This window comes from Thermanaeromonas toyohensis ToBE, from assembly GCF_900176005.1.
Lineage (GTDB): Bacteria > Bacillota > DSM-521 > Neomoorellales > Neomoorellaceae > Thermanaeromonas > Thermanaeromonas toyohensis.
In genome coordinates this window covers 1,769,439-1,789,515 of record NZ_LT838272.1, presented here as the reverse complement: position 1 = coordinate 1,789,515, position 20,077 = coordinate 1,769,439, and the positions used below count along the sequence as shown (strand labels likewise).

Here is a 20,077-nt window from a genome sequence, read left to right as displayed (position 1 = left end):
AGCTAGCCTTTAAACACACCTTTACAGGTTTGCTCTAAAACCTTTAAGATCTCCTCCAGCCTTAAACCTGGGGGTTCTGGAGGACGTCTTAAAAGGATAACCTCCAATTTTAAGTCTAGGGCGGCCTGAATCTTTTCCAAGAGGCCCCCCGTATGGCCACTATCCTTGGTCACCAAAACTTCGGCCTTATACTCACGAAAAAGGGCTAAATTTAACTCATAGCTAAAGGGTCCTTGTAAGGCGATAATATCCCGGGGCCAAAACCCGAGTTTAAGACATTTCTCTAAAGAATCCCGGTCAGGTAAAATACGTACCACTAAGCGTTTCTTCCGTAAACCCTCATAATTAGTAAAAACCTCTAAACGGCGGGACCCGATGGCCAAAAATACGGTATTGCCCTGGGCCCGGGCTGCAGCCTCGGCAGCTTCTTCCCAATCTGAAGCCATCTTAACCAAAGGATGCTGGGGTACGGGGGCAAATTCCCGGCGGAGGCGGAGGTAAGGGATATTTACATCTTCAGCTACCTCCTGGGCTATGGAGGTTATCTTCTCCGCGTAAGGGTGGGTAGCATCTATTACGGCCCTCACTTTTTTCTTTTGGACTAGCTCCTTAAAGGATGTTTTATCGAGCTCTCCTTGGGATACTTCTACAGCTCCGGCCTCCCTGGCCAGGTGGGCACCATAAGGGGTGACAGCTGTAGCCAGCACCCGGTAACCTAGGCTTACCAGCTCCCGGATAAGCCCGTTCCCATCAGATGTCCCGCTTAAAACTAAGATCACAGCTCGTACCCCCTAGGGGTAACCATCCATTTCCCTAAAACTTGCGTTTGACTATTCCCTATAATAACTGTAGATAACATATCTACAGGGAGGCTTAAAAAAGAAGCAAGATCAGAGATCCATACTTGCTGGCCGGGACGCCCCGCTTGGCGTACGACCCCTACTGGTGTAGCTGGAGAGCGATACTGTAAAATGATCTCCTGGGCTGAGCTAAGCTGCCAGGTGCGTGTCTTACTTTTAGGGTTATAAAGAACAATTACAAAATCACCTTGGGCGGCCAAGTTCAAGCGCCGGGCTATGGTCTCCCACGGAGTCAAACGGTCGCTCAAACTGATGACAGCAAAATCGTGCATAAGGGGGGCTCCCAAGGCAGCGGCTGCCGCTGTGGCCGCGGTTACCCCTGGGACTACTTCCACCCCTATCCTTCCGGCCCGGTCTTCTTGATGAAGGATCTGTAGGACCAACCCGGCCATTCCGTAAATCCCCGCATCTCCGCTAGAAATTACTGCTACCCTTTGCCCTTGGGCTGCTCGCCGCACAGCTTCCTGGCACCGCTCCACTTCCGCCGTCATCCCTGTAGCTACAACCTCTTTAGAAGCAGCCAGCTCTCCCAAAAGGGCTATATAAGGACGGTAGCCTACTACAACCTTGGCCTGGGCTAAAGCTTCTGTGGCCCGGGGTGTCATATCTTGCGGTCCCCCAGGCCCCAAGCCTACTATAGATATGTGGCCCTGGCCAGGGCTACGGTTACTCCATTTAAGGCTATCTTCTTGCATATAAGCTCCCCCTTTCTTGATCCCAGTAGCGCTGCCGGCTCGCAGACACCGCTTAAGCCCAACCTCTCTTGGGCTAGGGAAGAATAGGAGAGACCCGGAGTCTCCTCCCAAACCTTTAGGAGCTCTTCCTTAGAAAAACTTAGCAAGGGTACGTTAAGCCTCTGGGCTACAATTACTAGCCCTTCTTCTTTCGCCTTAAACTCCCAGGTAGCCAAAGCCTTAAGGCTTAATAGGCTGCGGCCGGCTGTTTTAAAGGCCACCCCTAAGGCTTTAAGGATAGACTTATAGTCTATCCCTTTGCGGCAGCCCACCCCTGCTACCAGCTCCTGGGGCCGCCAGAAAACCCAAGGTCCAGGGGGAAGCTTGCATCTCCTTGAAGTAACGAGTATCCCTGCCTCCCACCCTTCTGGACCTCGATACTTAAACCAAGGCTCAACCTTTAAACCTTTAAGCTCCCTTTCCAGCCTTTCCTGCCAGGGTTCTTCTGCCCAGACGCCTACCTTCTTCCCATTGACCAGCGCTCCCATAACCTGGGTGAACCTTTCTCCCGGGATAACCTTAAACCCTAACTCTTGAGCCACCACATCTAAAGCTGGAAGACCCTGGATATCGCTAGATGTAGTAATAACTGCTTTCCCTCCCAGGAAGTGGGCTATCTCCCGGGCCAGTCTATTAGCCCCCCCTAGGTGGCCAGACAAAAGGCTTATTATATATTCACCCTTCTCATCTAACACCACAACTGCAGGGTCTTTCTTCTTATCCTGTAGATAGGGAGCGAGACACCGTACTACTATCCCTGTAGCCATTATAAAGATGAGGCCCTGGTAACTCTTCCAAAGCTGGCCACAAGAATATTTTAAAGGCCGCTTAAAAGGGAATATAACCCCCTCTTCTTCAAGCTTTGAAGATCCATCCCTTGAAGAGACTTCCTCTAGTAAGGCTAAAGGAGTATAAATATGGGCTTTCCCTTTATATAAAAAGGCTATCCTTCTTGCCGTCTTAAGACCCTGTTTCGTCAAGGTGATGATGGCTAGCTTCATCCTTTTTCCTCCGGAAACCGTGGGAAAATGCGGGATGATATAGACGGGAACGCTGGCCCCTTCCCCGGAGAAAATCCCCCACCAGAAGTAAGGCCGTGCGCTCTATGCCCTCCTTTTGGGCTCGGTCCGCGATATCGGCCAAACTCCCATACAAAATTTTTTCTTCGGGCCAGGAAGCCTTATAAACCAACGCAGCCGGAGCCTCCAGGCCATATCCGGTGGCCAGTTCCTGGGTAGCCTCTTTTAAACAATGGGCGCTCAGGAACAAACATAAACTAGCCCGATGGACGCTCAGAGCCGCAAGACTCTCAGCTTCCGGCACGGGAGTTCTTCCTGCCCTCCTGGTCAAAATAAGGGTCTGGCTCTGCCCCGGCAAGGTAAATTCTTTTCTTACCGCTGCTGCTGCTGCAGAAAAGGAGCTAACTCCAGGCACAATCTCATAAGGGATACCGCGGGCTTCTAAAGCCTCTATCTGCTCTTGTATTGCGCTGTAAAGGGAGGTATCCCCTGTATGAAGCCGGGCTACTTTTTGTCCCTTTCTTACAGCTTCCTCCATAAGATCTATAATCTCTTCCAAAGTTAAAGAGGAACTATCATAAATACGAGCTTCTGGGCGCGCCCAACCCAGCAGGGCAGGGTTTACTAAAGAGCCTGCATAGATTACAACCTCTGCCTCCTTAAGTAAGCGTTGCCCTTTCACCGTTATAAGTTCCGGATCCCCGGGTCCAGCACCTATGAAATAAACCTTCATCCTGAACTCCTCCCTTTATGTACAAGAATAAGAGACAAGTAGTCGTGCCGCTGGCCCAGGCCAGCTTCGAGATCCCAGGAAAACCGCTCGCCTTCTAGACAGCAGCGCGTGGCTAGAACCGAACTCTTAAGGACCCCTGCTTCGGCTAAAAGGCCTACGATTTCCTCGTACCTCCGGGCTACTTTCATAAGGACCAGATTGGGAAATTGGGCAAGCCATTCCCTTAAAGTAGCCACATCCTCTTCCACTACCGGTATGATGGCTAAAGGCTCGTCCCCCTTAGCCAAGGGCAAGTTAAGTCTAGCCGCCGCAGCACAAAAGGAAGTAATACCCGGCACAGTCTCCACGACCAGATCCGGGTTCATCTCCCGGGCTTTTTCCATCAAGTAGCTATAGGTACTATAGAGGCTAGCATCTCCTAAGGTTAAAAAGGCTACGTCTTTCCCCTCATAGAGTTTATTCAATAATTCATGGGCGGCGGCCTCCCAAGAGCGTTCCAAGTACGAACGGTCACGACTCATAGGCATAAAAAGGGAAAGAATCTCCTGCTGGGGCCGGATAAAGGGTTTTACCACCTTAAGAGCCAAGCTCTCCTCCCCACGCTGGGAGACGGGGACCGCCAGAACAGGGACCTCCTCTATTATGCGGCGGGCCTTAAGTGTAAGAAGCTCGGGATCCCCAGGTCCCACCCCTATACCGTAAAGTTTCCCTACCAAAACCCTTCTCCTCCTTTAATCTATGGCCCGGGCTGGCCCCAGAGTTGGATGATATATACGGGATTAAGGGCGCGGAAAATCTCCCGCCGACCCGCCCTCTCCAACCGGGCTACATTCAAAGCTATAGCCGCAGTCTTTAGTCCCCTTTCCCGGCCGAAATTTATAGCTTCCCATAAGGTGTCCAGGGTTACGGCATTAATAACTATAATCCCTTTAGGCTTTAACTGGCTTAAAGACTGATATAAAACTTCCTTAAGGTTTCCCCCGCTCCCTCCAATAAATATGCGATCAGCAGGGGGTAACCCAGCTAAAGCTCCCGGTGCCTCACCAGCCAGGTATACCACATTAGTTAAACCGAAAGAGGTTACATTAACGCGAGTAAGTCTAAGGGCTTCTTCGTCTTTATCTACAGCATATACGATTCCAGGGGAGACCAACCGGGCGGCTTCTACAGTTATGGATCCTGTCCCTGAGCCGATGTCATATACGGTTTGGCCAGGGGCCAGGCGTGCTTTAGCCAGGGTCAATACCCGGACCTCTTCTTTGGTTAAAGGCACTTCCCGCCTTTGAAATAGTTCATCGGGAATACCTGGGGTTATGTAGGGCCATCTATTTTTTCCTATATCCACCGATTATCACCGCTGCTTGAGGAAAGTCGGAGCAGGCCAGTTCCTCTGCCAAAAGATACTCTATACGTTCCTCCGGGCCACCTAGCTCAGCCCCCACCCAGAGGCTTACCTTTCCTAGGCCTTGAGAGGTTAAGTATTCTCCTACCCTAGCCGGCGTATTGCTACCCCCAGTCAGAAGGGCCAACAATACTCTCTCTTGGGCCAGCCCCTCTAGATAAGGATCTAGAAGGCTTAAGGCTCTCCCGTGAAGGCTTAAGATAATAGCCTCTTCCCAGCCGCAGCCTAATCGGGCAAAAGCTAATTGAACAGAGCTAATTCCGGGTATCACCATGATTTCTTCTTCCGGAAAATGCCGCTTTAGCCATCCCAAAAGGCTATACAGCCCTGGGTCTCCAGAAACCAGTACTGCCGTCGGTCGCCCCCGCACGCTCTCTAAAAAGCGTCGGAGACTTTCCAGGTCCCCATCTATTACCCTTTTCTCCCGTTCCAAGAAAGCAAAAAGTGCTAGAGCCCGGCGCCCCCCTACCAAGATCTCAGCTTGAGCTACCGCCTCATAGGCCGCAGGGGTAAGCCAAGAAGGGTGCCCCGGCCCTATACCTATAACCTTAAGCCAACTCCCCTTGTTTCCTGCCATGACCCAACTCCTCCAAAATCTTCTGCGCCTTTTCATCCCAGCCTATAATCTCTCCTTTAAGGTTTAGAAAGGCTGTCCCTACTTCGACTTTATCCTGGAGCCGTTCCTTAAGTCTACTGCTGGCTAGCCCTGCCATATGATTCCAAAATGTCCGGCAAAATTCCCTTCCCCAAGCCTCCTCCAAAATGGTAAGTATAGTTTCTACAGTGTTAGCCTCTAACACCGCCTTAACCACTCCCGGCGGGGCACCCCAAGCAGCCGCCCAAGCCCCTACTATCTCCCGACGGGCATCAGCCAGGCGGCTATGGGTATGGAAAATCCCTCCTGCTACCTTGACTAATTTACCTACATAGCCCCATAAAAGGAGACGCTTTATATGGCGTTCGGCGCAGGCTTCGGCGAGAAACCCTATAAAATTGCTGGTCAGGACCACCGCTTCAGCCGGTATCTTATAGTTTTCCACGGCCTGGCGTTGGCCCTGCCGCCCAGGGGTAAGTACCAGGGTATCCAGGCCAGCCGCCCGGGCTACTTCAATCTGGGGTATTAGTGAGGCCCGGAAGGCTTCTTCAGACATGGGCTCTACTATGCCCGTAGTACCTAAAATAGAAAGTCCTCCGTGAATACCCAGCTTAGGATTAAGAGTCCGTCGGGCCAGCTCCTCTCCTCCAGGAATGCTGATGGTAAGCTCCACTCCCTGGTCAGGAGGAAGGAAATCCTTTACAGCTTTCTTAATCATGGCCCGAGGAACAGGGTTGATGGCCGGTTCACCTACCGGTACAGGAAGCCCAGGCTTGGTGACTATCCCTACTCCCGGTCCTGCACGTAAGGTGATACCCTTGTCTATGAAGCTGGCCCGTACATGGATGGCAGCACCATGGGTAATGTCCGGATCATCTCCAGCATCCTTAATTACTATAGCCTCGGCCCATCCTTCACCCCGCTTTACCATAACCGGTAATTCGACTTCTTCTCCCCGGGGCAGGGTTACCCTAACCCTATCCTCGGAGGGGCAAGACTCCAAAAGAGCTCTCACCGCTGCCCGGGCCGCAGCCGCTGCACAAGTACCCGTAGTATATCCCCGCCGCCATCCTTTACTCATTTCTTCTTTCCTCCAAGTAGTAGTGTATCACAGGGCAAGCGCCCGTCTAAGCTCGCTTCTTCTTTAGAAAAGTTTTTAAGTCCGGCCTGCGCCAGGCTTTTTATCTCCAAAGGTAGACCGGAGACCACCAAATAGACCTCATCGGCCAGACAAGCTATCTCTTGGTTAGCCGCACCTAAAAGATCCCGAAATACTCTCCCTAGAGGATAAGAAGGTACCACACCCCATCCTACCTCATTGCTTACTATAATAACATCAGCGGGGGAAGCCCAGGCCAGCCGAGCAAAGTCCTGTAGAGTGAGGCTTACCTCTTCCTCCTCCATACCCTTGTCTACCAACAAATTAGTTACATATGTCCCCAGGCAATCCACCAGTATTGTCCTGCTGGCTTGGCCCCATTCCTGTAAGGCCCGCTTGAGATCCCAGGGCTCCTCAACTGTACGCCAAGAGGCGGGCCTCCTAGCCTTGTGCTTGCCCACCCTCCTAGCCATTTCTTCATCAGTGATCCGGGCAGTAGCGATATAAACAACCTCTTGGGCTAACCTAGCGGCTAGCTCCTCGGCAAAACGGCTCTTACCGCTGCTAGCTCCGCCAGTGACCAATACCAACTTGCCCTTTTCCGCCAAGCTCCCACCCCTTGGCCCCCTTAACTAAAAACCCAGCCTCTCGCCTGGAGGCTGGGTTTTCTATACATACAGTTTAGCCCTTCCCCTTGACGCGAGGGTAAGCGGCACATCCGGACGGGCAGGTTTCCTGGCTTCCGGCTCACCGCTTTCCTTAGCCTTCCCAGGTAAAACTACCCAGTGGCTTCCCTCAAAAAGGAAAGCTCCCCGGTTACAGTGGCGCGACCGCTCAGGATTCCCACCTGATTCCCTTTTACGCCCCGCAAAGGCACCCATCCGGTAAAAATATAAAATTTTAGCTGTCTCCAGTATATCGGAAAAGAAAGTAGGAAGCAAGGGGGAAACAGGTCCCTCTTAATGAAGCTTTTGCAATAAATCTAGCCTTATCTAATAGACCAGTTCGATCCAGCCGCCCTGTCTGCTAGATGTAAGAGCGGCTTCTATTACTTCTTGGCAGCGCAAGCCATCAAGAAAGGTTGCTCCCCAGGGAGCCACATTATCTCCAGTGGCAATACAGCGCAGGAAATGCTCGAGCATATTAATATGATAATGCTCCCATCCTAGCCCATGCCCTCGCGGCCACCAATAGCTTATATAGTCATGGACCTCGGGCTCTGTTACATGAATAAGCCGAAAACCTTGTATTTCTACCGGATCTCGGCGGCTAAAAAATTGCAGTTCATTACCCCTTATTAAATCGAAAGCTAAAGCCCCTTCGCTCCCATGGATTTCAATACGCCAGGTGGTTTTATATCCGGTAGCTACTTTACTCGCTTCCAGGCAAGCCACGGCGCCATTGGCTAGTTTAAGCCAAATAAGGGACACATCATCTACTTCTACAGGGCAACTTTTACCTTCTGGTGTAAGCCTGTGGGAAATAAGGGTGGGGTTCCAAGCTAAAACCGCCTGCACTTCTGTTTGCAAAAGAAACCGGACCATATCTATAGCATGGGAGTTTAAATCCCCCAGCACTCCGCTCCCTGCTTTTTCTTTAGAAAGGCGCCAAGCCCAAGGGGCTTGGGGGTTAGATAAGCGATCGGATAAAAAATTAGACCGGAATTGATATATTCTCCCTAACTTACCTTCGTTTATAAGCTTGCGGGCTAGCCTTAAAGCAGGTACAAAGCGGTAATTAAAAGCGACCATATGCTTTATGCCCTTTTTCTCCGCCTCTTTAGCTACTTCATACATCTTCCGTGCTTCAGCTAAAGTAAGCGCCATAGGCTTTTCCACTATCACATGCTTACCAGCTTCAAGGGCTGCAATGCACGGTTCACAATGCACATCATTGGTAGCAGTATTATCCAGCACCTGAATACTTTCATCTTCCACTAGATCTTGCCAATGGATAACCCATTTCTGATATTGGTAACGTTGGGCTGCCTCTTGAGCCTTATTCTTATCCCGGCCACAGATAGCTATTAATTCTATCTCCGCAGGAAAAGGATGAAATATGTACTTTATCTTTTTATAAGCGTTGGTATGGGCTTTAGCCATAAAGCCATAGCCCAGCATTCCAATCCCTAACTTTAACGTCATGGTAAAACTACCCCTCCAACCTCTCATTTAAAGCACTCCTTCATTATGACACTAAAGATCAATAGAGGAGCAAAAATATTATACGGCACCGTAGCAAAGGCCCCCACTCCTAAAGTTCCGAGGACTAAGAAGTTAAAATTGGACCAGGGTACTAACGAGGCCGCTGCAAAAGAACCTTCTATCATATCCTGGGAAAGATGCTCTACCTGCCAGCCTGCGCTTGCATAGCGTTCTTTTAGCCAAGCTGAAGGTATAAAAATAGCAGGAATAATAGCGCAGGTGGTTACTGAAGTTAAGATGCTTATAAGGTATCCTGTAAGGCGCACCTTATGTTTTAAGATTTTAAGGTAGGAAAGCTTATTTAGTAAGAATTCTAATATGCCAATATGCTGGAGCACGCTCGCCCAGGCAGAAGCCAAGAAAATCAGTCCAATGATATTGCTAAAGCTGATAATCCCGCCCCTGTTAAACATCATTCCTATCTCGGTAGTGTTTTCCCCAGGCAAAGCAATATAACCAAAGGTCATGGCATGGATAACGCTCCGGAAATCTAAATCTTGAATCAAAATACCAACCAGGCCAGAAAGCAAGAGATTAACCCCTAAAGCTGGGGCCAAGGGGACTTTAAATATAATTAACAAAACAAAATTATCACGGGTAAAAAAAGCCAGGGACTAAAGGTAAACATTTTATTTAAGGTCGCCGGGAGGTCAGGGGATAAAAAAGTAGTCATAGAGCTGGCCTTTAACATTCCATAAACAGCATAAAAGCTTAAGCTAAGGATAAATACTGGTATTACCCTCCCACTAAGAAGCTGTAACAGTCTAGATAACCTTCCCCCATTGGCGCTCAAAGATAAGACAGTAATATCGCTTAAAGGAGACAAAAGCTGCCCTGCTACACCTCCTGCAGTAATAGCTCCACCAATCATAGGAGCTGGTAGGTTTAAGGCTTGCCCCATAATTAGCAAAGCGATCCCTACCGTACCAAAAGCACCTGCATCAGAACCGGTAATCAAGGCCAGAAGAAAAGTTAAAAGACAAGCCTCAAGTAAAAATAATTTAGGAGAAAGCCATTGAAAGCCATAATATATAAACGCAGGAATTATCCCAGCAGAAATCCAGATGCCAATAGAAGCCCCTATCAAAAGTAAGATAAAAATAGCCAGGCTACATTGACTCATACCCTTTAAAGCTGCTGCTTGCACTTCGCTCCAGCTATATCCCAAACGCCACCCTATAAAGCCAGCTAAAAATATGGCAAATAAGAAGGGAATCTGTAACGGCAAGCCCGTTAAGCTTGCCGTTACTAAAGCTAATAATGCTGGTAAAACAGCACCTAAGGCGTAAAGTAAAGATGGCGCTTGGGGACACTTTTTCTCTAACTTTATTGACATTTTTATTCCCTGGACTTTCCTTTTTATTAAAACTCCACAATTTCTAGATCCAAAAGCCGAGCAAACTCGCGCCACTCTTGGATAAGATCCCCATAAGCTATAATGTAATGATGTTCAAACCCATGGCTAAGAATCGTATCTAACACTGAGGTTACCGGCCTTTCTAACCGTATAAGTAAAGTATTTCCGCTGAATAACAACGGCGTCTGCAAGCCAATTCCTTTACCCAATAAGATCCTGTACCTCCCGTCTTTACCGGGGCTTAAACGGCTAATGGTCGTTTCTCCTTCACGTAAAGGAAAATATAAGGATAGGGGAACCTTGCGATTCGGGTGAACGCTAGCTACAGGTTTTAAATTACGTGCAATTAGAGATGGAGGGGCCCCTCCGCAGTGCCAAAAAATTAGTTCGTTCTTTTCTTTGTCACCAACTACTAGATCAGCTAAAAAGGTAGCCTTATCTGACCAGTAGTGAGCTAATAACATAGTTATAGCACCATTAACATCTGCCTCACAGGCAGCTACAATTCCTTCATCATTTAACTTCCCTAAGGCAAAGCAAGCTGCTCCCCCATAGGTAACCATAAAATCAGGCCAGCATTCTATCGCTAAAGCATCTAAAGCTTTATCGATTGCTATTCTTCGTAAGGCTAAATAACCTTGCAAAGATTTTTGGACCGCTCCTGCCTCAACTTGCTTATAACCATCTAGATTAGAAGTTAAGCTAGCCTCTTGCTCTTCTAGATTTATCTTATCGGCGAGGCTAAATACTTCAAATAAAGGAATATACTCTACACTTATTCCGAATGTAGTATATAAACCTATCTCGTCAAAATTAGAAGTATAATACCCTGGGGGACGCTGACCTACTATCCCTAGTTTTTTACCTTTAAGCCATCTAATAGCAGCTGCAGCCCTGATAAAAGCTAAAATTTCCCGTTGTACTTGAGGCGTATCGGGTTCCCCATAAATACCTTTAAATTTTCTACCTGCGGCTGTTAAGGCATGGGCAGCTAAATTTAATCCACAGAATGAATTGAGGCGCAAGCGTTCCCCTGTAGGTTCTTCTTTTATGGCCCATATAAGTAAAGGTAAAGCCAAATCCCGAGTTAGATTAAGGATTAAAGAAGCATCAGTAAATGTACCTTGAACCACTAGAACTGCATCCAAGTCCTTCCCCTGGAGTTTCTGTGCCGCAGATATTGCTTGTTGGGGTCTAGTAACTGGTTCTTCAAGGGCTACGATATTATCGATGCCCCAACTCTCTAAAGCAGTTTTTACTCTACCCCAAAACTGCTGGGCTAAAGAAATGTCAAATTGAGGCCGACCTAACATTACTAAACCTAACTTTATATTTTCATCCACTTTTCCATCATCCTTTCTTCAAAAACTTTACAGTGGCGGCCAGCAGTTTACTATTATGAGCTCATTGTTTTTTAAAGTTTCTATACGGTAGGGAACATACGCCGGGATAAGAAAGCATTCTCCTTTTTGAATTACAGTTATTAGATCTTTATCTATTAAAAACCCCTTCCCTTGGAGGACTATCATTATGTGAAAAGTTTTCTGGGGTTCTACTTCCCAGTAACTAGTTACTTGTAAAGAACTTAAGGCAAAACACGGAGTATCACTGTAGCTGATTAACCATTGCTCCCGACCCTGACCTGGACATTCTTTAATAACTTTGGGTCTTAACTTATATCTTTTGAGAAGCGTATCTATGCTTATCGGTTCGAAGTGATAACATTCAAGGGATTGTTCTAAAGATAAACCTTGATAAGCTATATCATCAGATATCACAATATCACCAATTTTTTTCTCCGCACGTATAGTAATATCTGTAGGCTCTTGAATCTCCAAAATTAAACTACCTGGGCCAATAGCATGGGGTATCCCAGGCTTTATCAAATAAACATCACCTGGTTGTACCACAAGGCGATGTAAACATTGTTCTAAAACACTAGAATTGCTTTCTTTGACTGCAGTAACAAATCGTTTCCAAGATACTCCTTCACGAAAACCTAAAAGAATATAAGGAGAATCACCATTTATGTCCTTTGTTGTTAATACTAACCATGCTTCTGTCTTTCCAAAAGGCCAACTAAAATATTTCAACGCCAAGCTTTTATCAGGATGAACTTGAATTGGGAGTCTCACAGACGCATCCAAAAGCTTAATTAAGATACCTGGGTTAGTCCCATATTTTCGATAGTGTGCCTCACCTAATATGCTTGTGGGGGCCTGCTCTAACAATGTTTTTAAATTACATCTTTCTCCATTTGGTAATATAACAAAACTTAACCCTTCTAAACCCTGCTTATGGTTAGGATTACGAGCTAATATGGTAGAACCAATCCAATACTCGGGAAAATGTCCTTCCCTTGGATGAGCTTTTCCCAAAAATTGTTCAAGTAGCCAACCACCAGTGTATACTCGCCAAACCCGATTTTCTTGAAATTTCAAAGGGTGTCTTAAAACCATTGCTGTAACTAAACCACCCCAAACTTTTCTGTTAAGGATTGCTAATACCTTCCATATTCTTGCAGGGCTTCCCACATAGCAACAATATTTTCTGGGGGAACTTCAGGTTGGATATTATGTACTGTAGCAAAGATAAAACCTCCACCAGGTGCAAGATCTTCAATACGTCGGCGTACTTCGTATTTTATTGTTTGTGGATTGGCATAAGGAAGAATCCTTTGTGTTTCAATACCCCCTCCCCAAAAAGTAAGATATTTCCCAAATTCTTTCTTTAATCCAGCTGTATCATTCATCCCAGCCGCACTTAGTTGTATAGGATTTAAGATATCTATTCCTACCTCTATGAAGTCTGGAATTAATTCTCTTATTGCTCCACAAGAATGAAAAAATATCTTTACTGGAGCTAGCTTTTTAATAAAAGCATACAATTCTTTTTGCCTAGGTTTAATATACTTACGATACAACTCAGGAGACATCAAAAGGGATTCTTGGGTACCAAGGTCCTCGCCTTGTTGCACTATATCAATATATCCTTTCCCTTCTGTTAACATCCTTTGCCAGTATTGCTTTTTATTTTCAATAATCTTGTCCATCACTGCACATATCACTTTAGGATTAAGGATAAGATCCGTTAAAAATTTTTCCATCCCTAATAGACGAGCAGCTGTCTCACTGAAACCCGGACATATATCTTGAGCTACTACAATACAACCAGTTTGCTCAACTATAGCCTTTAATTCTTCTCTTAACCCCTTATATCGTTCCGGCTCATCAAAGTTGGGCCAAGAGAACTTCTCAACTTCCTCCACAGTTTCAGCATATTGTAACGGAAAAGACACCGCATCAAAATAAAAACCGCTATCTTTGGGCATTTGCCATTGGACATACCAGTCATCATAAAAACTAAAAGAATTGCTATCTTCGGTTATCGATGTTGGAGGTAAACGGCGTGTAATTGGTCTAGTATCGATACCTAACCGCTGAACTACATCTTCTTCTACCAGAGCTAATTGTTGAATGGGATCATATATTTTGTTAGTACCCTCTGGTAATCCTAAATATTTACGTAAACGCTGATATGCAATAATATGAATTCCAGTAACACCTGTTGATCCCAAATCGAAAGGAACACGATCGGGTTCTTGATGATTAAGAGCAGTCAAGACTCTTTCCCTACTAGTCACTTCATTTCACCCTTTTTAGAGCTTTAATGTTTTACCCTTTTACTGCGCCTCGTGTAAGTCCTTCAACTAAATAACGCTGCATTACGACAAAAAGGATAAGTACTGGTAAGGTTGTAATAAAGCAAGCAGCCATCATTCCACTCCATTCATGCTTAAATTGACCTGTAAAGGCAAGAACTAAACCAGCAGGTAAAGTTTTCATTTTAATATCATTGGTAAGTGTTAAGGGAAAGAGTAAATTATTCCAGGCATCTAAGAAAGCAAATATACCTGTAGCAACTATCCCTGGAATAGTTAAAGGAAGTACTACTGTCCACATTGCCTTAAGCCTACTACAGCCGTCTACCATCGCTGCTTCTTCTATTTCTACTGGAACAGAATCAATAAATCCTTTTACCATCCAGATTCCGAAAGGAAGGGCAAAGGAAGTAAAAGCGATTACTAATCCAATATAAGTGTTTAGAAGATGAGTTTTTACATATAAAAGGTAAAGTGGGGCAAGCATAATAACGAGAGGAAACATTTGGGTTACCAAAACGCCTATTAAAATATGGTTGCGAAAACGAAATTTGAGCCTAGATAAGGCATATCCAGATAAAGTAGCTAAGACAATAGTTATACCTACAGTTAATAATGAGGTAACCATACTATTAACGAAAAACCTACCTATTGGATTGATTCCAGTGGTTAAGCCAATATAATTCTCAATAGTGGGTTGAACTGGCCACCATTCAGGTGGTACTTTAAAAACGTCCATATTTCGTTTTAAACTTGTAACCAACATCCAATATATAGGGAAAAGAGACCAGGCTAAAATTATTATAATCACACTCCAAATAAATAGCGTCCACCCCAATGAAAATCGACGGCGAAACACTTTGATCCTCCTTTTTAAATTTGTTTGTATAACATTTTTACATAAATACTCGAAAGAAGTAGTAGGACAAGACACCATACAATACCTACTGCTGAAGCATAACCAATATTAAACTGTTCAAATGCTAACCGATAAATATAAATCACTAATGTTGTTGTAGAAAAAACTGGTCCTCCCCCAGTCATGGTATATATGATAGGGAAGTTGTTAAAATTTCTAATGACCATTAGAAGGCTAGTAATTACCATAATTCCTCTCAAATATGGTAAAGTTACATAAACAAATTCCTGCCACCGAGTAGCACCTTCGACAATTGCTGCTTCTTTTACATCTATAGGAATAGCTTTAAGACCAGCTGTAAACATCAAAATGTAGAAAGGTACTTGGTTCCAAATATTTGCTACAATTACAGCTACCATAGCCAACTGTTCATCCATCAACCAAGGTAAAAACTTTTTTAGGACCCCTATTTGATATAAAATTACATTAGCTATACCTACTTCAACGTCAAAAATAAGCATAAACAGAAATCCCACTATTACTCCTGGAATAATCCAAGGAACTAAAACTACCCCTCTAAGACTAGCTAATCGGTCTGGTAATTGATCTAATGCAATAGCAACTATTAAACCTATCGCTAAACTAATTACCACTGAACTCACTGTAAAAATTATTGTGTTTTTAAAAGCCAACCAAAAAGTACTATCTTTAATCATTTGGTTATAATTTCCTAACAGATTAAAGGTAATTTCGTTAGGTTTTGTTAGTTCATAATGAAAAAGAGAAAGAATAGAAGAACTCAAAAGGGGATATAAAATTACCAATCCCAAAACTAATAATGAAGGAAACACAAGTAAAAAAGGTAGAGGTAAGCGAGGAATAATTCCTCGCTTACCCAATTCCAACTCTTTATCTACCATGAACTATGCCCTCCAACTTCATTTGTATATTATTTAAAATTTCAGGAATAGGTTTATCTGTAGTAATAACTTCTTGCATCCCCGCCATAACTACAGTAGCTATTTTAGAATAATTAGGACCATAGGGTAACCGAACTTCAGCTGGAACTACTTTTTCTACATACGCTTTCCTAGCGGGATCACTAAATTCTTTAGGGAATCGCTGAATTGCACTCTGTACTGTAGGAAGGAAGCCCAGAGGAATTACATAGGTCTTTATAGAGAAATCGCTTCGTGCTAGAAACTCAGCAAATTTTGCTGCTGCTTCTTTATGCTTAGAAGCTTTAAATATAGCCAAATTATGGTCATCAGGGGCTGAATAAGGTTTCTTATCCACTCCTACAGGTAAAGTAGTTACACCCCATGTTTCATAAAACTTTTCATCAGTAATTGTCTTATCAAAGCTTTGAACTATACCTTTAAACGAAGGGCCATCAAACCCAAAGGCTAACCTATTTTGAGCTGCTAAAGGACGAAATTCACCAAATTTTTTACCTGGTAAAGTATAACCTTTTTTAACCAGCATTCTCAACCATTCTGCAAAAGGTCCCATCTTGTTAGCTTGAACTTTGTCTCCTTCAATAGGAACAGCACCAAAGGCAGCCATAAAAGACCATTCGTGAGATAATCCTAAAGTACGTATAGTAGTATCTATCTGAAGTGGAATTACTTCGGGAAATTTTTCTTTAATAATCCCCATTGCTTTAGTAAGTTCATCCATTGTTTGAGGTGGATTATTGGGATCTAATCCTGCTTCTTTAAGAATCTTCTTGTTATACCAAAAGCCTAATGGATGTCCGACCCATGGTATTAAATAATGCTTTCCTTCCCATATTCCGAAATCATAAAGCTTTTTATTAACATCCTCTAAAAACTCTTTTGAAAGTAAGTTTTCAGTTGGTTCTAACGCACCCATAGCTGCCAAACTTATACCTACATCAAAGTGAACTTGAGCAATATCCGGGGCGTTACCACCAGTGGTCATAATTGTTAGCTGATTTAATTGTTCTCCTACTGGAATAGGAACATTTTTCACCTTAATATTGGGATTTTGCTTCTCAAACTCTTCTATAACTGCTAACATCTGCTTTTTTGTGGCCTCTTCAGCGGTAGCCCAATTAACAAACGTTATTTCTACTTTTTCTTGTGGTGTACCTGCTCCCTGTTTACCAGAACCTCCTCCTTTCGCACAAGCAGTCAAAACTAACAGCAGAATAGATATTATCGATAATAAATAGGTTTTCTTTTTCCAAAACACGACCCTAACCTCCTAATAAAAATTTTTAGCTATGAACTAGTTATGTGTTGGAAAATCCCATTTTTCGGAAAGAATACATTGGCTACTTGCCATTTCAAATAAATGTAAATTTCCTTGCGGCCTAACCTTAATCATTTCTCCCATCTTAGGTATCTTATTTTCTCCTGTATAGCGAATTACTAACTCTTCACCCCCCCTAGTCTTAGCATGGATAATAGCTTCTGCCCCTATATGCTCTACCACCTCTACTATACATGGAATATAATAACCAAAAGCAACACTAGCCGTAGTACTTTCTTCTTGGTGTAATGTTAGATGTTCAGGTCGCACCCCCAAAATTATTTCTTTATTATCTGGTAACTCCCCTAACTTTACGAAGGATAAATTGAAAGTTATGCCTTTTCCTTTAAAGAAGAGTTTACCATCTACTTGCTCTAAAATCCCTTTTATAAAATTCATAGGTGGCGAACCGATAAATCCCGCTACAAACATATTGCCGGGCCGGTTATATATCTCCTGCGGTGTGCCCACTTGCTGGACTACCCCATCCTTCATAACCACAATTCTAGTGCCCATGGTCATAGCTTCCACCTGGTCGTGAGTTACATAAATTACTGTGGTCTTTAGGCGCTGGTGTAATTTAATAAGTTCTGCCCTGGTCTGTACCCGAAGCTTAGCATCTAAGTTGCTTAAGGGTTCATCCATAAGAAAAACTTGGGGATGGCGTACAATAGCCCTTCCCAAGGCTACCCTCTGCCTCTGGCCGCCAGAAAGCTCCTTAGGATAGCGATCTAATAACCCGGCTATTCCTAGCATTTCAGCAGCTTCTTTAACGCGCCGATCAATCTCTTCTCTAGGTACTCTTCGTAAGCGTAAACCAAAGGCCATGTTATCATAAACCTTCATATGGGGATAAAGGGCATAATTTTGAAATACCATAGCAATGTCCCGATCTTTCGGTTCTAAGTGGGTAACCCTTCTCTCACCAATATATATTTCACCTTCGGTAGGCGTCTCTAGCCCAGCCACCATCCGCAAAGTAGTAGTTTTGCCGCATCCAGAAGGGCCTACCAAGACTAAGAACTCGCCATCCTTAATGTCTAAATCCATTTTAGCTACTGCAGTGATATTACCAAATACCTTACTTACCCCTTCTAGCCTAACTCCGGCCACAGGTTTATCCCTCCACACCAGGCAATTTCCTGGTTCTCCCTCCGCCAACTAAAGAAGCGCATTATCTCTCCCCTGTAAAGGTAAGAAGGGCCCAACTCTCCCACTAGCGGCATTATCCATTCTACAAACTTGGGTGTTACTTTTTTATTCGCGCTATCGTAAAATTCCAAGGGCAATTTTCTTTCCGCGCCAGCGACACGTTCTAAGCTGACAAAACCAGTCTTACTAAGGCAACCCTCCCTTTGGAGGGTTATCATATTTCCTCCCCCACCCTGTAAAGCTAGCTCTACCGCTGCCCTCCCTACCTCATAAGCCTCCTCCCGATCTACTGATGAAACGCAGGTGGAAAAGCTCCTCTGATTCATGCCTAATACTTGGGCTCTAGCCCTTAACCCTAATCGCTCGGTAACCAGCCGGGCTAAATTTTCTGCTGCCCCTGTTCGCACTACATGGCAACCCTTTTCTTTATCCATGTCATTAAAAGGTTGGATCCCTAGAGGTTGGCCTTGTTTATCGATTACCCCTTCGCCAATAACCGCTAAAGCAAAGCCCTGCTGGCGATATATCTTATCAATAAAACTAAGAAACTCATCTTCGTCCAAAGGAACCTCGGGGATAAAAATAGGATAACAAACATTTATAGGGTCCACAGCCAAAAAGGAGGCTGCCGCTAGCCATCCTACACTTCTTCCCATAGTTTCAATAATTCTTACCTGTTCAAAGCGGCTCATAGATTCTAGATCCATTAGTTGATCCCTTACTGCCAAGGCTACATAGCGGGCAGCGCTCAAATATCCCGGAGCATGATCCGTTTCTACCAAGTCATTATCTACTGTTTTAGGCACCCCTACGATCTCTACTTCTGCTTTTTTTTGCTGCATCACCCTCTGCAGTCGCAAGCAGGTTTCCATAGTACCATTTCCGCCAATAAGTAAAAGATAACGGCATTTATGATGTATTAAAAAACTAGCTATTTTATCTAAATCCTCCTCCCTTAAGTGATACCGGCTCCCCCCTAAAATGGCTCCCGGAGTAACGGCTAAACGCTCTAACTCTTCTTGCCGCAAATTGTCCAGGTAGATTATCTCGCCCCTCAAGGCACCTTCTAACCCATGAAGCAAACCATAAATACCTTCTATCTCTCGCTTCTTTTGGGCAGCAGCGATTATCCCTGCCAGCGTGCTGTTGATAACAGAGGTCGGACCTCCTGACTGTGCTACAAAAAGTGCACCTTCTCCCATTGTAAAGCCACTCCTACATCTACCACTAAAAACTGGGAAAAATAGAACACAGCATTACGGGAGTAATATTCCACTTACATTCTGATAATCCTTACGCAAGATAACACGGTATTTATATCTATCTGCCCGGTAGGCGTTTATGGAAAGCTCCACCGGTTGATCTCCTGCGTAGGCTAAGCGCTCCATTATCAAAAGGGGAAACCCTACAGGTACGGAAAGAAGTTGAGCTTCTTTTTTGCGCGCCACACCAGCAGATATGGTTTGCTCAGCGCGGGTGAGAATAAGACCTAGCTTCTTTTCAGCTATCTCATAGAGGGCTTCTTTGGAGAGGTCAAATTCAGCCATGCGCTTACCATATTCATAAGGCCAATAGCTCCTAAGATAAACGACAGGATTGCCATCCATCTTCTGGAGACGCTCGATGAGGAAAAGTTTCTGATGCTTAAAAACACTGAGTAAAGGAGTTTTCTCTATCTCCTTATCTGTTATCTCCACCGGACGCAAATCTAAAACATCTGCACTCGGTATATGTCCATGGGAACGGATCTCTTCGAAGAACCCCGTAAGCCTCCCTAGAGTTTCTTCTATCGCCTCTTTCTTTACAAAAGTACCTTTTCCCCTTTTCCTCTCCAGCCATCCTTCCCGCACTAGCTCAGCTACCGCCCGGCGCACAGTAGTACTGCTGACACCATACATTTCCATTAACTCTTTATCCGTGGGGAAAAGATCACCTACTCCCCATTTGCCGGATTTTATAGCTTCACGTAAGTCATTGGTGATCTGGTAGTGCAGCGGTACAGGAGCTTCGCGGTCGAATACCACGGTAATTTCTCCTTTGATTTAAGATGGCTCCCTCAAAACATGTAAATTTGTATATTTACACCTTAATTATATTCTGCTAATATAATTTCCGTCAATAGTTT

General features: G+C 44.7%; 21 protein-coding genes and 1 riboswitch. All 21 genes read right to left on the bottom strand.

Going from position 1 to position 20,077, the window contains the following annotated elements; genetic code table 11:
• Positions 1 to 2 precede the first annotated feature (2 nt).
• Positions 3 to 779 carry a precorrin-6A reductase gene (cobK, locus tag B9A14_RS09220; RefSeq protein WP_084665417.1) on the bottom strand — a complete coding sequence of 259 codons (777 nt, stop codon included), beginning with the start codon at positions 777 to 779 and terminating at the stop codon, positions 3 to 5.
• Complete coding sequence (gene cobJ, locus B9A14_RS09215; protein WP_084665416.1) at positions 776 to 1,555, bottom strand: precorrin-3B C(17)-methyltransferase; 780 nt, start codon at positions 1,553 to 1,555, stop codon at positions 776 to 778. Before cobJ ends, cobK begins: the two co-directional genes overlap by 4 nt.
• The gene (locus B9A14_RS09210) at positions 1,495 to 2,595 is read right to left on the bottom strand and encodes a cobalt-precorrin 5A hydrolase (RefSeq protein WP_084665415.1); all 1,101 of its coding nucleotides are present in this window, start codon (positions 2,593 to 2,595) and stop codon (positions 1,495 to 1,497) included. The genes cobJ and B9A14_RS09210 overlap by 61 nt, the downstream gene beginning before the upstream one ends.
• Positions 2,555 to 3,346, bottom strand: coding sequence for a precorrin-4 C(11)-methyltransferase (cobM, locus tag B9A14_RS09205; RefSeq protein ID WP_084665414.1), 792 nt, complete (start codon positions 3,344 to 3,346; stop codon positions 2,555 to 2,557). The genes B9A14_RS09210 and cobM overlap by 41 nt, the downstream gene beginning before the upstream one ends.
• Positions 3,343 to 4,062 carry a precorrin-2 C(20)-methyltransferase gene (gene cobI / locus B9A14_RS09200; RefSeq protein ID WP_084665413.1) on the bottom strand — a complete coding sequence of 240 codons (720 nt, stop codon included), beginning with the start codon at positions 4,060 to 4,062 and terminating at the stop codon, positions 3,343 to 3,345. The genes cobM and cobI overlap by 4 nt, the downstream gene beginning before the upstream one ends.
• 20 nt (positions 4,063 to 4,082) lie before the next feature.
• Entirely contained in the window at positions 4,083 to 4,691 is a 609-nt protein-coding gene (cbiT, locus tag B9A14_RS09195) for a precorrin-6Y C5,15-methyltransferase (decarboxylating) subunit CbiT (RefSeq protein ID WP_231967671.1), read from the bottom strand.
• Complete coding sequence (gene cbiE / locus B9A14_RS09190; RefSeq protein WP_157109898.1) at positions 4,672 to 5,325, bottom strand: precorrin-6y C5,15-methyltransferase (decarboxylating) subunit CbiE; 654 nt, start codon at positions 5,323 to 5,325, stop codon at positions 4,672 to 4,674. Before cbiE ends, cbiT begins: the two co-directional genes overlap by 20 nt.
• Positions 5,297 to 6,424, bottom strand: coding sequence for a cobalt-precorrin-5B (C(1))-methyltransferase CbiD (gene cbiD, locus B9A14_RS09185; RefSeq protein WP_084665411.1), 1,128 nt, complete (start codon positions 6,422 to 6,424; stop codon positions 5,297 to 5,299). Before cbiD ends, cbiE begins: the two co-directional genes overlap by 29 nt.
• Positions 6,421 to 7,050, bottom strand: coding sequence for a bifunctional adenosylcobinamide kinase/adenosylcobinamide-phosphate guanylyltransferase (gene cobU / locus B9A14_RS09180; protein WP_084665410.1), 630 nt, complete (start codon positions 7,048 to 7,050; stop codon positions 6,421 to 6,423). The genes cbiD and cobU overlap by 4 nt, the downstream gene beginning before the upstream one ends.
• Before the next feature lie 100 nt (positions 7,051 to 7,150).
• Positions 7,151 to 7,338: riboswitch (cobalamin riboswitch) on the bottom strand.
• 96 nt (positions 7,339 to 7,434) lie between these two features.
• The gene (locus tag B9A14_RS09175; protein ID WP_084665409.1) at positions 7,435 to 8,613 is read right to left on the bottom strand and encodes a Gfo/Idh/MocA family protein; all 1,179 of its coding nucleotides are present in this window, start codon (positions 8,611 to 8,613) and stop codon (positions 7,435 to 7,437) included.
• Positions 8,610 to 9,227, bottom strand: coding sequence for a Na+/H+ antiporter NhaC family protein (locus B9A14_RS09170; RefSeq protein WP_172839124.1), 618 nt, complete (start codon positions 9,225 to 9,227; stop codon positions 8,610 to 8,612). Before B9A14_RS09170 ends, B9A14_RS09175 begins: the two co-directional genes overlap by 4 nt.
• Complete coding sequence (locus tag B9A14_RS09165) at positions 9,221 to 9,982, bottom strand: Na+/H+ antiporter NhaC family protein (RefSeq protein WP_084665407.1); 762 nt, start codon at positions 9,980 to 9,982, stop codon at positions 9,221 to 9,223. The genes B9A14_RS09170 and B9A14_RS09165 overlap by 7 nt, the downstream gene beginning before the upstream one ends.
• Before the next feature lie 26 nt (positions 9,983 to 10,008).
• A complete protein-coding gene (locus tag B9A14_RS09160; RefSeq protein WP_197686500.1) occupies positions 10,009 to 11,346 on the bottom strand; it encodes an L-fucose/L-arabinose isomerase family protein in 1,338 nt (445 codons plus the stop codon).
• Between the two features lie 27 nt (positions 11,347 to 11,373).
• Positions 11,374 to 12,444: a class I mannose-6-phosphate isomerase gene (locus B9A14_RS09155; RefSeq protein WP_157109896.1), complete on the bottom strand. Its 1,071-nt coding sequence runs from the start codon at positions 12,442 to 12,444 to the stop codon at positions 11,374 to 11,376.
• Positions 12,445 to 12,503: 59 nt separating this feature from the next.
• A complete protein-coding gene (locus tag B9A14_RS09150) occupies positions 12,504 to 13,646 on the bottom strand; it encodes a uroporphyrinogen decarboxylase family protein (RefSeq protein WP_157109895.1) in 1,143 nt (380 codons plus the stop codon).
• Between the two features lie 31 nt (positions 13,647 to 13,677).
• On the bottom strand, positions 13,678 to 14,475 hold the full coding sequence (locus B9A14_RS09145) for a carbohydrate ABC transporter permease (RefSeq protein ID WP_197686499.1): 798 nt from the start codon (positions 14,473 to 14,475) through the stop codon (positions 13,678 to 13,680).
• Positions 14,476 to 14,537: 62 nt separating this feature from the next.
• Positions 14,538 to 15,443, bottom strand: coding sequence for a carbohydrate ABC transporter permease (locus B9A14_RS09140; protein WP_084665403.1), 906 nt, complete (start codon positions 15,441 to 15,443; stop codon positions 14,538 to 14,540).
• Entirely contained in the window at positions 15,433 to 16,740 is a 1,308-nt protein-coding gene (locus tag B9A14_RS09135) for an ABC transporter substrate-binding protein (protein WP_084665402.1), read from the bottom strand. Before B9A14_RS09135 ends, B9A14_RS09140 begins: the two co-directional genes overlap by 11 nt.
• A 36-nt stretch (positions 16,741 to 16,776) precedes the next feature.
• Positions 16,777 to 17,913, bottom strand: coding sequence for an ABC transporter ATP-binding protein (locus B9A14_RS09130; protein WP_084665401.1), 1,137 nt, complete (start codon positions 17,911 to 17,913; stop codon positions 16,777 to 16,779).
• The gene (locus tag B9A14_RS09125) at positions 17,895 to 19,154 is read right to left on the bottom strand and encodes a diphosphate--fructose-6-phosphate 1-phosphotransferase (RefSeq protein ID WP_084665400.1); all 1,260 of its coding nucleotides are present in this window, start codon (positions 19,152 to 19,154) and stop codon (positions 17,895 to 17,897) included. The genes B9A14_RS09130 and B9A14_RS09125 overlap by 19 nt, the downstream gene beginning before the upstream one ends.
• Positions 19,155 to 19,208: 54 nt before the next feature.
• Complete coding sequence (locus B9A14_RS09120) at positions 19,209 to 19,976, bottom strand: GntR family transcriptional regulator (RefSeq protein WP_084665399.1); 768 nt, start codon at positions 19,974 to 19,976, stop codon at positions 19,209 to 19,211.
• Between the last annotated feature and the right edge of the window lie 101 nt (positions 19,977 to 20,077).